The 12,389-nt window shown below is 70.1% G+C and carries 11 protein-coding genes; 6 read left to right on the forward strand and 5 right to left on the reverse strand.

Translation table 11 applies throughout. From position 1 onward, the window contains the following. Positions 1 to 141: 141 nt before the first annotated feature. Positions 142 to 684, reverse strand: a complete 543-nt coding sequence (locus ACXJKB_RS01635) for a DUF4245 domain-containing protein (protein ID WP_457184770.1) — start codon at positions 682 to 684, stop codon at positions 142 to 144. A gap of 73 nt (positions 685 to 757) precedes the next feature. Between ACXJKB_RS01635 and glpX the strand changes: the two genes are divergently transcribed. After that, positions 758 to 1,771, forward strand: coding sequence for a class II fructose-bisphosphatase (gene glpX, locus ACXJKB_RS01640; protein WP_378540679.1), 1,014 nt, complete (start codon positions 758 to 760; stop codon positions 1,769 to 1,771). Here the strand turns inward: glpX and ACXJKB_RS01645 are convergent. Further along, on the reverse strand, positions 1,736 to 2,569 hold the full coding sequence (locus ACXJKB_RS01645) for an esterase/lipase family protein (protein WP_457184773.1): 834 nt from the start codon (positions 2,567 to 2,569) through the stop codon (positions 1,736 to 1,738). The two genes, glpX and ACXJKB_RS01645, sit on opposite strands and share 36 nt — an antisense overlap. 91 nt (positions 2,570 to 2,660) lie before the next feature. Between ACXJKB_RS01645 and ACXJKB_RS01650 the strand changes: the two genes are divergently transcribed. Then, complete coding sequence (locus ACXJKB_RS01650) at positions 2,661 to 3,587, forward strand: alpha/beta fold hydrolase (protein WP_457184775.1); 927 nt, start codon at positions 2,661 to 2,663, stop codon at positions 3,585 to 3,587. Between the two features lie 16 nt (positions 3,588 to 3,603). On the opposite strand, the gene galK is transcribed toward ACXJKB_RS01650, so the two are convergent. After that, a complete protein-coding gene (gene galK, locus ACXJKB_RS01655) occupies positions 3,604 to 4,737 on the reverse strand; it encodes a galactokinase (RefSeq protein WP_457184777.1) in 1,134 nt (377 codons plus the stop codon). 101 nt (positions 4,738 to 4,838) lie between these two features. Between galK and ACXJKB_RS01660 the strand changes: the two genes are divergently transcribed. From ACXJKB_RS01660 to ACXJKB_RS01675, 4 genes are read left to right on the forward strand one after another with little or no spacing between them, the layout of a single operon-like run. Beyond that, entirely contained in the window at positions 4,839 to 6,140 is a 1,302-nt protein-coding gene (locus ACXJKB_RS01660) for an extracellular solute-binding protein (protein ID WP_457184779.1), read from the forward strand. After that, a complete protein-coding gene (locus ACXJKB_RS01665; RefSeq protein WP_457184781.1) occupies positions 6,137 to 7,084 on the forward strand; it encodes a carbohydrate ABC transporter permease in 948 nt (315 codons plus the stop codon). Before ACXJKB_RS01660 ends, ACXJKB_RS01665 begins: the two co-directional genes overlap by 4 nt. Beyond that, a complete protein-coding gene (locus tag ACXJKB_RS01670) occupies positions 7,084 to 7,947 on the forward strand; it encodes a carbohydrate ABC transporter permease (protein WP_457184783.1) in 864 nt (287 codons plus the stop codon). The genes ACXJKB_RS01665 and ACXJKB_RS01670 overlap by 1 nt, the downstream gene beginning before the upstream one ends. A 7-nt stretch (positions 7,948 to 7,954) precedes the next feature. After that, a complete protein-coding gene (locus ACXJKB_RS01675) occupies positions 7,955 to 9,220 on the forward strand; it encodes an ABC transporter ATP-binding protein (RefSeq protein ID WP_457184785.1) in 1,266 nt (421 codons plus the stop codon). A gap of 97 nt (positions 9,221 to 9,317) precedes the next feature. On the opposite strand, the gene ACXJKB_RS01680 is transcribed toward ACXJKB_RS01675, so the two are convergent. Together ACXJKB_RS01680 and ACXJKB_RS01685 are read right to left on the reverse strand one after the other, a co-directional pair. Further along, a complete protein-coding gene (locus ACXJKB_RS01680) occupies positions 9,318 to 11,171 on the reverse strand; it encodes an alpha-amylase family protein (RefSeq protein ID WP_457184788.1) in 1,854 nt (617 codons plus the stop codon). A 95-nt stretch (positions 11,172 to 11,266) separates the two neighbouring features. Then, positions 11,267 to 12,349 (reverse strand): ABC transporter ATP-binding protein, encoded by a 1,083-nt coding sequence (locus tag ACXJKB_RS01685; RefSeq protein ID WP_457184790.1) that lies wholly within the window; start codon positions 12,347 to 12,349, stop codon positions 11,267 to 11,269. Positions 12,350 to 12,389 lie beyond the last annotated feature (40 nt).

Genomic DNA, 12,389 nt, shown 5'->3' on the forward strand with positions numbered 1-12,389 from the left:
TCACGAGACCCCTCGGCGAATGCTGCTTCTCGGCTGTCCGGATCTCGACGCGCTCGTGCGACTTCGTTCCTCAGTCGCGTCGCTTGCTCGATCTGGCCGCCCCCACGCCGCGGCCTCGTGCCTCGGCCGCGACTGGGCGTCTCACCGGGTCAGCAGCCCGATGTAGGTCTCGACGTCCTCGGCCGGGGCCGAGCCGTAGACGAGGAGCGCCTCGTCGCCGAGCTCGGTGGAGTAGCCCACGTCGCCACCCTCGTCGGACCAGGTCTGCCAGGTGTCGGTGATGTCGGACGGCACGGTGGCGTCGTCGCCGGCCTCGGCGTCCTCGTCGACGTAGAGCTCGACGAGGTCGGTGACCGACGTGTCCTGCTGCCGGATCCCGACGAAGCGACCGTCGTCGGTGAGCACGCCGAGGCTCCACCGCGGGTCGTCGCCGGCGGCGAGCTCGGTGCTGGTGGCCGTCCACCCGGCCGGCAGCTCACGGGGGTGGACGACCCGGAGGTCTGCCTGCTGCGCGAGCTCGACGCGCGCCTGCCAGTCCACGGCTTCCGCCTCGTTGTCCACGTCGCTGCGCCACAGGCCACGCCACGCGACGAACGCCAGCACCGCGAGAACCGTGACGATCAGGGCGCCGGTCATCCCGTTGAACGAGCGCGTGTAACGACTCGGCTGTCCCTGCCCACTCACGCGGGCCATCCTCCCAGCAGGCCCGAAGCGGGTTGCACGGGGGCCGAGCCCGCGGCCACCACCCGCCGATAACATGCGCGGCATGAGCTCCAGCGCGCCGCAGCCCGAACGCAACCTCGCCCTCGAGCTGGTGCGCGTCACCGAGGCGGCCGCCATGGCGGCCGGGCGCTGGGTGGGTCGCGGCGACAAGAACGACGCCGACGGCGTCGCGGTCGAGGCGATGCGCTACATGATCTCCACCGTCGAGATGCGCGGCACCGTGGTGATCGGCGAGGGCGAGAAGGACAACGCGCCGATGCTCTTCAACGGTGAGGAGGTCGGCGACGGCTCCGGCCCCGAGTGCGACGTCGCCGTGGACCCGATCGACGGCACGACGCTGACCGCCAAGGGCATGAGCAACGCCGTCTCGGTGCTGGCGGTCTCACCGCGCGGCTCGATGTACGACCCGAGCGCGGTGTTCTACATGGACAAGCTCGCCACCGGTCCCGAGGCCGCCGACCACGTCGACATCCGGCTGCCGGTCAAGGAGAACATCGCCCGCGTGGCCAAGGCCAAGGGCATCTCCATCCACGACGTCACCGTGGTGCTGCTCGACCGGCCGCGCCACGCCCAGCTGGTCGAGGACATCCGCGCGACCGGCGCCCGGATCAAGTACATCACCGACGGCGACGTCGCCGGCGCGATCATGGCGGCCCGCCCCGACACCGGCGTCGACCTGATGCTCGGCGTCGGCGGCACCCCCGAGGGCATCATCGCGGCGTGCGCGATGAAGTGCATCGGCGGCAAGATCCAGGGCCAGCTCTGGCCGCAGGACGACGACGAGCGGCAGCGCGCCCTCGACGCCGGCCACGACCTCGACCGCGACTTCGTGCTCGGCACCGACGACCTGGTCACCGGTGACGACGCGTTCTTCGTCGCCACCGGCATCACCGACGGCGAGCTCATGCGGGGAGTGCGCTACCGCGGCGACGGCGTGACCACGCACTCGCTGGTGATGCGCTCGCGCAGCGGCACCGTCCGCTCGATCACCGCCGAGCACCGGCTCTCGAAGCTACGCAATCTCTCCACGATCGACTTCGACAACTGACGTCGGCACCGGCGGCCGCAGCGCGGCCGAGACTGCGGTGATGACGAGGGGGTCGAACGCCATCCCCACGTGCGACGAGCGCACCTCCACCGGCCGTGCGGCCGGATCGACGCATGCGCGCCAGTCGACGATGCCGTCGCGCCGGGAGAAGATCGCGGTGAAGTCCATGCCCTCGGGGAGCGGCGCGCGCGCCTGGTCGAAGCTCTCCTTGGCGCAGTGGCCGGCGACGCAGTCCTCGGCCATCAGGCCGCGCATCCCGGCGCGGTTGAGTCGCACGAGCAGGTCGACGCTGCGGGCCAGCGAGACGTGGTGCGCTCCCGGCGCGAGCATCGGGCTGCCCATCGTGACGATGCCCGCGACGAGGTCGGGCCGTCGGGCTGCGACGCCGCGGGCCAGCATCCCGCCGAGGCTGTGGCCAACGATGCGCACGCGCGACCCACGCCGCTGCGAGATCTCCTCGAGCCGCTCCTCGAGCTGCGCGGCGGCTGACAGCGTGCAGCCGACGTTGGCGCGGATGTCGGCGCGGTAGGTCCTGAAGCCCTGGTGGCGCAGCGTCCGGCTCATCGGCCCCAGCGACGAGTCACCGGCGAGGAACCCCGGCACCAGCAGCACCGGCTCGCCGACCCGCATCGGGCGCGCGCCCAGCGGCGTACGACGTCGCGCGCCGCGCGAGCCGAAGGCCGAGACGGCGTAGCGGCCGGCCTCGGTGAGGACCGACCCTTCGCGCAGCACCGCAACCACGGAGGGCTGTGAAAAGCCCTCCGGAGTCAGGAATGCGGCCATTGTGCGCTGCGTCACAATCATCGAACCTAGCCCAGAACCCGCTTACCACCGGGGATGTGGGCCACTTTGCGTTTATTTGGGGACGACTGTCGTGTTCACTGGCGACATGCCCGCGCCCCACCGAGACAGCAGCCAGCCTCCCGTCGCGTCCGACGAGCTCCGCGCGCCGGTCGGCAACCAGGTCGAGCTCTGCTACCAGACCTTCGGCGACCCCGACGACGAGCCGCTGCTCCTCGTGATGGGGCTGAGCGGCCCGATGACGTGGTGGGACCAGGCGTTCTGCGAGCAGCTGGCAGGCGCCGGCTTCCACGTCGTGCGCTACGACAACCGCGACACCGGTCGGTCGTCCCGGGTCGCAGCACCGGTCCGCCGCGACCAGCTGGTGCGCGCCTTCGCGACCGGTCGCGCGCGGACGCCGTACACGATGTCCGACCTGGCCGGCGACGCCGTCGCGCTGCTCGACCACCTCGGCCTCGAGTCCGCGCACCTCGTCGGCGTGTCGATGGGCGGCATGATCGCCCAGACGATCGCCGTCGAGCACCCGACGCGGGTGCGGTCGCTGACCAGCATCAGCTCGACGACCGGACGACGCACCGTCGGCTGGCAGCACCCCTCCCTCCTCCCGCGGCTGATCGGGCCGCGCAAGGCCGGCCGGGACGCCTACATCGACAGCAGCGCCGCCATGTGGGCGCTGATCGGCTCTGCCGCCTACCCCTCCGCCCCCGACGCCCTGCGCACCCGCGCCGGCGAGACCTTCGACCGCGGCGTCAGCGCCAGCGGCGTCGTGCGCCAGATGCTCGCCATCCTCACGCAGGGCGACCGCACCCCGCGGCTGCGCAGCCTCCGCATCCCCGCGCTCGTCATCCACGGCAACGCCGACAAGATGGTCCACGTCAGCGGCGGGCGCTCGACCGCCGCCGCCATCCCCGGCGCCGAGCTGGTCACCATCGACGGCATGGGCCATGACCTGCCGCCCGAGCTCTTCGGCACCTTCGTCGAGGCGATCCGGCGCACGGCCGACCGGGCCTCCTAGCCCCTGGCCGGGCTGGTCAGCGGTCGACGGAGTGCGCGCCCTGCGACGGCTCGGCCGTGAAGAGGTCGGGCTCGCCGAAGCCGGCGTCCGCGAAGGCACGGCGTACGGCGTCACCCGCCGGGTCCACGGACTCCTCGGGCACCAGCCCGATGACGCAGCCGCCGAAGCCGCCGCCGGTCATCCGGGCACCCAGCGCACCCGCCTCCAGCAGCGCGTCGACGGCGGTGTCGACCTCGGGGACGGTGATCCGGAAGTCGTCGCGCATCGAGCGGTGCGACGCGGTCAGCAGTGGTCCGATGTCGGCGAGCCGGCTGTCGTCGAGCAGCCGCACCACCGAGAGCACGCGGTCGTCCTCGGTGACGACGTGCCGCACGTAGCGGCGCAGCTCCTCGTCGTCGAGGCGCTCGAGCGCGGCGTCGAGGTCGTCGGCGGTCACGTCGCGCAGCGCGGGAACGCCCAGGCGGCGAGCCGCCTCCTCGCAGCCGCGGCGCCGGGCGCCGTACTCGCCGTCGGAGTGACGGTGGGGGGCGCGGGTGTCGGCCACCAGCACCGCCAGCCCGCTGCCACCGAGGTCGAGCGGGACCGAGCGGGTCTCGTGGCTGCGCATGTCGCAGAACAGCGCGTGGCCGGCCTCGCCGCGCAGGCTGACCAGCTGGTCCATACCACCGGTAGGCGCGCCCACGGCGTCGTTCTCGATGTCGCGGGTCAGCGCGAAGAGGGCGTCGTCGTCGAGCCCGAGGCCGAGGTGGTCGTCGACGGCCCGCGCGACCGAGCAGACGAGCGCGGCTGACGACGACAGCCCGGCGCCCGACGGCACGTCGGAGTCGACCTCGACCTCGAGGGGCGGGACGTCGATCCCGCGGTCGGTGAGCAGCCAGAGCGCACCCAGCACGTAGCGCGACCACTCGGGAACGCCTTGCACGTCCGCGGCCGCCAGCCCCGAGCGTCGTACGACGACCGCGTCGGGCTGCTGGACGGATCGCACCGTCCAGCCGGCGGAGCCCTCGGCGCTGCCGGCCGAGCCCGCCTCGACGGCCGAGACCGTCGCCGTGCACCCGACGGCCAGCGCGAACGGCAGGACGAAGCCGTCGTTGTAGTCGGTGTGCTCACCGATCAGGTTGATGCGACCGGGCGCGAACCAGCTCGTCACAGGGGCCTCTCTCGTCACGGTCTTCCTCTGGGTGAGGCGCTGTTGCCAAACATAGCCACAGCCGATAGACCAGTGATCCACGTCATATCTAGGAGGGGCGCATGGCACCACGTTCATCGACCCGCTCGCGCGGTCGCCCAGGGGCTCGTCGGGTCGCTGGCTCGTTCGCCAGTCTGGCCCTTGCCAGTGCCCTGCTGGCCGCGTGCAGCAGCGACAGCGGCACGACCGAGCTGACCTGGTACATCAACCCCGACACCGGGGGCCAGGCAGCCATCGCCGAGAAGTGCTCGACCGACGAGTACACCATCGCGACCCAGGTGCTCCCCCAGAGCTCGAGCGAGCAGCGCATCCAGCTGTCGCGACGTCTCGCGGCCGAGGATCCCGAGATCGACCTGATGTCGCTCGACCCGCCGTTCACCGCGGAGTTCGCCGCCGCCGGCTTCCTCGCCGAGGTCCCGCAGGACGCCAAGGCACAGCTCGAGAAGCAGGGCACCTTCAAGGGCGCGATGGACGCAGCGACATGGGAGGACAAGCTCGTCGTCTTCCCGTTCTGGTCCAACACCCAGGTCCTCTGGTACCGCAAGTCCTTCGTGGAGAAGGCCGGCATCGACATGTCCCAGCCGGTCACCTGGGACCAGATCATCCAGGCCGCTGCGGACAACGGCGGACAGATCGGGGTGCAGGCGAACAAGTACGAGGGCTACAGCGTCTGGATCAACGCGCTCATCGAGGGCGCGGGCGGGCAGCTGGTGGAGAACGCCGACAAGGGCGTCGACCTCGACCTGACCATCGACAGCCCTCAGGGCGAGGACGCGGCCAAGGTCATCGAGGAGCTCGCGACCTCCGAGGCCGCTCCCGCCGACCTCAGCGTGTCCAACGAGGGCACGGCCGGGTCGACCTTCGGAGGGGACAACGGCTCCTTCATGGTCAACTGGACCTACATCTTCCACAACTACGACGAGACGGCCCCCGACGTCGCCAAGGACATCGGCTACACCCGCTACCCCCAGACGGTCGAGGGCGAGGAGTCCCGACCGCCCTACGGCGGCATCGGCATCGCCGTCAGTGAGTTCTCCGACCACAAGGACCTCGCGCTCGAGGCCGCCGCCTGCCTGGTGGAGCCGGAGAACCAGGGCATCAACGCCGAGATGACCGGCAACATGCCGGCCAGCACTGCCGGCTACGAATATCCCGCACTTGCAGACATCTACCCCGCGGACCTCCTGAAGCTCTTCCAGGAGAGCGTCGACACCTCGGCCCCGCGCTCGGTCACTCCCTACTGGAGCGACATCTCCAGCTCGCTGCAGAACACCTGGCACCCGCCGGCCAACGTGAACCAGGACACGCCCCCGGAGTCCCAGGACTTCACCCAGCAGATCCTGGAAGGAGGGAGATTGCTGTGAGCACCACCCTGCAACGCCCACCCGCCGACGTGTCCACCAAGGCTGTGGCGAGCGATCGGTCCAAGGCCGAGAACAGGCTCGGCCTCAAGCTGGTGGCACCCGCCGTGGTGATGATGCTGCTGGTCACCGCCTGGCCGATGATCCAGGCGCTCTACCTGTCGCTCTTCCGCTACCGGCTGACGGCACCTGACGACCGCGAGTTCATCGGGATCGACAACTACATCACCGTGCTGACCGACAGCCTCTTCTGGCAGGACACGTGGAACACCGTCCTGATCATGGTCGTGACGGTCGCGGTCGAGCTGGTCATCGGCTTCGCCTTCGCGATGGTGATGCACCGCATCGTGTTCGCCCGCGGAGTGATGCGGACCTCGATCCTCATCCCCTACGGCATCATCACCGTGGTCTCCGCCTTCGCCTGGCAGTTCGCGTTCTCGCTCAACAACGGCTTCGTCAACGCGTGGTTCCACTGGCTGCCGTGGATCGCCGAGGACACCAACTGGTTCGGCGACCACTGGCACGCGATGTTCGCGATCATGGTCTCCGAGATCTGGAAGACCACGCCCTTCATGGCCCTGCTGTTGCTGGCCGGCCTCTCCCAGGTCAGCGAGGACATGCTGGAGGCGGCCCAGGTCGACGGTGCCACCTGGTGGCAGCGGCTGTGGAAGGTGATCCTGCCCAACATGCGGGCCGCCATCATGGTCGCGGTCCTCTTCCGGGCCCTCGACGCCTACCGCATCTTCGACAACATCTACATCATGACCAGGGGCGCCCAGGACACCGAGTCGATCTCGTTCCTCACCTACCGGCAGGTGATCGAGCAGATGCAACTGGGGCTCGGGTCGGCACTCTCGGTCGTGCTGTTCATCTCGGTGCTGCTGCTGGCGTGGCTGATCGTGAAGCTGTTCAAGGTGGACCTGGCGTCTGCGAGAGGTGAGGGCTGATGAAGGGCAAGACCAAGATCGGCACCTGGGTCGGCTTCCTGCTGATCCTGGTGTGGTGCCTGTTCCCCGTGGCGTGGATCCTCTCGCTCTCGTTCAAGTCCGAGGGCGAGACGGCGGTCGGCAGTCCGCAGTTCCTGCCCAAGGACCCCACGTTCGACAACTACAAGGCGCTGTGGGACTGGCCCTTTGTCGGCGCCGACCCCACCGGGGTGGAGAAGGACTTCCAGAAGGCCCTCTTCAACTCGTTCGGCATCTCCATCATCGCCACCGTGCTCTCGGTGATCCTCGCGACCCTCGCGGCGTACGCCATCGCCCGGCTGGAGTTCAGGGGCAAGCGTCTGGTGCTCTCGCTGGCGCTGGCCATCGCGATGTTCCCGGTGGTCGCACTAGTGGGTCCACTGTTCGACCTGTGGACCAGGTTCGGCCTGTTCAACACCTGGCCCGGCCTGATCATCCCCTACATGTCGTTCACGTTGCCGCTGGCGATCTGGACCCTGTCGGCGTTCTTCCGCGAGATCCCGTGGGAGATGGAGCAGGCGGCCCAGGTGGACGGCGCCACGTCGTGGCAGGCGTTCCGCAAGGTGATCGTCCCGCTCGCCGCCCCGGGTGTGTTCACCGCGGCGATCCTGACGTTCTTCTTCGCGTGGAACGAGTTCGTGCTCGCGATCTCGTTGACCTCGACGACCGCGTCGCGCACCGTGCCCGCACAGATGTCGTTCTTCGTCGGACCAGACCCGTTCAACCCACCGTACGCACAGCTGTCGACCGCCTCGGTCATCGTCACGCTGCCGGTGATCATCATCGTCCTGTTGTTCCAGCGCAAGATCGTCGCCGGCCTGACCTCCGGCGCAGTGAAGGGGTGAGGCCGCCATGGCTGCCATCGAGATGAAGAACATCGTCAAGCAGTACGGCGACGGCTTCCCTGCCGTCAACGACATCAGCATCGACGTCGCCGACGGGGAGTTCCTGATCCTGGTCGGGCCCTCCGGCTGCGGGAAGTCGACGCTGCTACGGATGATCGTGGGGCTGGAGGACATCACCAGCGGCGACATGGTGATCGGCGGGAAGAAGGTCAACGACCTCGCCCCGCGCGACCGCAACCTGGCCATGGTCTTCCAGAACTACGCGCTCTACCCCCACCTCACCGTCTACGAGAACATCGCCTTCCCGCTCCGGCTGGCCGGCGCGTCGGACTCCGAGGTGGACGAGAAGGTGCGCAACGCGTCGAAGACCCTCGAGCTCGACGAGCACCTCGAGCGCAAGCCGGGCAACCTCTCGGGAGGCCAGCGCCAGCGGGTCGCCATGGGGCGTGCGATCGTCCGCCAGGCCGAGGCGTTCCTGTTCGACGAGCCGCTGTCCAACCTCGACGCCAAGCTGCGCGGACAGATGCGCACGGAGATCTCCCGTCTGCAGAAGCGGCTCGGCATCACCACCGTCTACGTCACCCACGACCAGACCGAGGCCATGACGCTCGGCGACCGGGTCGCGGTGCTGAAGCGGGGAATCCTGCAGCAGCTCGCCACGCCCCGCGAGCTCTACGAGAACCCGGCCAACCTCTTCGTCGCCGGCTTCATCGGCTCCCCGCCGATGAACTTCCTGCCGGCGGAGGTGAAGGGCAACCAGGTGGAGCTGCCGTTCGGGACCGTCACGATCCCGGAGGACAGGGCGGCGAAGGCACAGGGCAAGGGTCTGCTGATGGCCGGGATACGGCCCGAGCACTTCGAGGACGCCAGCGTCGTCGACGAGGACAAGGTGACCGACGAGGCGACGTTCAACGCCACGGTCGACGTCGTGGAGTGGCTGGGCAACGAGGCCTACGCCTACATCCCCTTCGAGGCGCCGCCCGAGGTCGCCAAGCAGCTCCAGCAGCTCGAGCGCGACCTCGACGGCGAGTCGCTGCGCACCCAGCTGGTGATCAGCCTCGACGGTGCGAGCCGGATCAGCGAGGGCGACGACGCCACCATCTGGGTCGACGCCCGCAAGATCCACCTCTTCGACCCGGCCACGGGCGAGAACCTCACGATGGACGCCTCCAAGGCCGGAGTCATCCCCGGTGGCAACGCCATGGCGAAGGCCGAGGAGGTCGGGCGCGAGCAGGACGAGGTCCAGCCGGGCTCGGACACCGCCACGACCTGACCCACGGTCGTCCGGCCCCGCAGGTCGGCGTGGGACGAGGCCCCGGGAGCATCAGCTCCCGGGGCCTCGCCGCGTCCAGCGCATCCTCGCGACGGCCTCAGCCGGGTGACGGGGACGCCGCGTGCAGCCACACCGACGCGTAGGGCTCGAGCCGCACCGCGCCGTCGTGGAGGTCGGGCGCGGCGCCGGTGAGGGCGTCTACCAGGTCGTCGGAGTGCAGGCCCAGCCAGTGCAGGACGTCGGCGGCCACCCACGCCTCCCGGTCGGTGACGTTGGCGGCGGCGAGGAGCGGGCCGTCCGGGTGCCGCCGGACCACGAGCAGGACGCCGGGGTCGCGCGGGTCCCACACCTCGGTGGGCGAGGCCGCGTGCAGGTGCGGCAGCGAGCGTCGTACGTCGATCAGGTGCCGCAGGCCCGACGTGATGCCGTGCGGGTCGGGGTCGGCCTCGACGTCGGCCCAGGGCATCCGCGGCCGGTGCACCCACCGGTTGTCGGCGGCGTGGTCGGGGTCGTCGGCCCACCCGTGGTCGTTGAGCAACCCGACCTCGTCGCCCATCCAGATCACCGGCAGGCCGCCGAAGGACAGGATGATCGCGTGCGCGAGCAGGATGCGCGCGGCGGCGTGCGGGTCGCCCACCTCGAGACCGGCGAGCGAGGCGAGCGAGCCGGAGATCCGCCGGTCCCCCATCTGCTCGTTGTGCTGGAAGACCAGCCCCCGCGCCCACGACCCGGGGAACGACCCGGCGTAGAAGTCGGACAGGAACCGCCGGTGAGCCGCCGCGTCGAGACCCACCGCACGGGCGTCCTCGTCGGAGATGGCCCACCCGATGTCGTCGTGGCAGCGCACGTAGGTGATCCAGGCCGTCGTCGAGGGCGGCTGCGGCAGCTGCTGGAGGGCGTACGTCGCCAGGCGGGCGTCGCGCGAGGCGAGCATCGACCAGACCTGCACCATCAGCCCATTGTGGTAGGCGAGGTCGCTGACCCGGCCCGCCTGCTCACCCACGCCGAGGTAGGCCGGAAGGTCCGCCGGGCCGACGATCGCCTCGGCCTTGAACAGGACCGCGGGGGCCGCGATGCGGGCGACGGTGCGGAGGGCGCGGGTGAGGTCGTGCACCTCGGGCTGGTTCTGGCAGTCGGTGCCGAGGCGCTTCCAGATGAACGCGATCGCGTCGAGGCGGAACACCTCCACGCCCAGGTTGGCCAGCGACAGGATGATGTCGGCGAACTCGCGGAGGACGGCGGGGTTCGACCAGTCGAGGTCCCACTGGTAGTCGTTGAACGTCGTCCAGACCCAGCCCGACAGCTCGTCGTCCCAGGTGAAGCTGCCCGGCGCGAAGTCGGGGAACACCTCCGGCAGCGTCGCCTCGTAGGCGTCGGGCACCTCGCGGTCGGGATGCACGTGGAAGAAGGCCCGCCGGTCCGGGTCGCCCGCGCGCGCCGCGAGGGCCCACTCGTGCTCGCGCGCGACGTGGTTGAGCACGAGGTCGAGGCAGAGGCTGATGCCCTCGCCGCGCAGGGTGGTCGCGAGGTCGCGCAGGTCGTCGACCGTGCCGAGGTCGGGCCGCACGGAGCGGTAATCCATGACCGCGTAGCCGCCGTCGTTCGGCGCCGGCCGCGGCGTCAGGAGCGGCATCAGGTGGAGGTAGCCGACCCCCAGCTCACGCAGGTACGCCCCGCGCTCCCCCACCCCGCGCAGCGTCCCGGCGAAGCGGTCCGCGTAGGCGGCGTAGCCCACCATCGAGGACCGCTGGAACCAGTCGGGCTCGCGCAGCCTCCGCTCGTCGAGCGCGCGCAGCTCGGCCGGCCGGGCCGCGTGCGCCGCCCGGGCGACCGCGACCAGGGACCGGGTGACCTCGGACGCCGCGTCGGCGCCGTAGACCCGCGACACGGTGTCGCGCAGGTCGGGCTCCAGGGCGGCCAGCCGCTGCTCGAAACCGGTGTCGGACCTCACGCGCCCAGTATGGCGAAGTGACGCCGGGGACGGCTGAGCCCCCGGGAGCAGGGCTCCCGGGGCTCATGCCGTGCTGGGCGGTGCGGTCGGAGGACTCAGTCGGAGAGGCGCTCGCCCGTCTCGGTGTCGAAGACGTGGACGTTCTGCGGGTCGGTGGTGACGTGGAGCGTCTCGCCCTTCTGCGGGTGCTGGCGTCCGGCGACGCGGACGATCACGTTGGAGGGCGTGCCCTCCACGTCGCAGGTGCCGTAGACGAAGCTGTCGGCGCCGAGCTCCTCGACGACCGTGACCTTGACGGGCAGGCCACCCTCCTCGGCGGTGACGATGCGCCAGCTCTCCGGACGCACGCCGACGGTGACCCGGCCCGACATCTTGCGCTCGGCGGTGGGGTCGACCGGCACCGTGTACTTGCCGACCTTGACGTCGCCGTCGACCGCCGTGCCCTCCATGAGGTTCATCTGCGGCGACCCGATGAAGCCGGCGACGAAGAGGTTGGCGGGCTTGTCGTAGAGCTTGAGCGGGGTGTCGACCTGCTGCAGCACGCCGAGCTTCATCACCGCGACCCGGTCGCCCATCGTCATCGCCTCGACCTGGTCGTGCGTGACGTAGACGGTCGTGACGCCGAGGTCCTGCTGCAGGCGCGCGATGTCGGTGCGGGTCTGCACCCGCATCTTGGCGTCGAGGTTGGACAGCGGCTCGTCCATGCAGAAGACCTGCGGATTGCGGACGATCGCGCGACCCATCGCCACGCGCTGACGCTGACCGCCCGAGAGCGCCTTGGGCTTGCGCTCCAGGAACTCCTCGAGGCCGAGGATGCGAGCCGCCTCGGCGACGCGCTTCTTCCGCTCCTCGGTGGGTACCTTGGCCATCTTGAGCGAGAAGGCCATGTTCTCCTCGACCGACATGTGCGGGTAGAGCGCGTAGTTCTGGAAGACCATCGCGATGTCGCGGTCCTTGGGGGGCACGTTGGTGACCTCCCGGTCACCGATGAAGATGCGCCCGTCGTTGACCTCCTCGAGCCCTGCGAGCATGCGCAGGGTCGTGGACTTGCCGCAGCCGGAGGGGCCGACGAGCACCATGAACTCGCCGTCCTTGATCTCCAGGTCGATGCCGGGCACGGCCGGCTCGTCGGTGCCGGGATACCACCGCTGCGCCTTCTCGAAAGTCACTGATGCCATGTTCTGCTCCTTCACCGGCAGGTACGTGCCGGACGATCCG

The sequence above is a fragment of the Nocardioides sp. P5_E3 genome, from assembly GCF_054049275.1.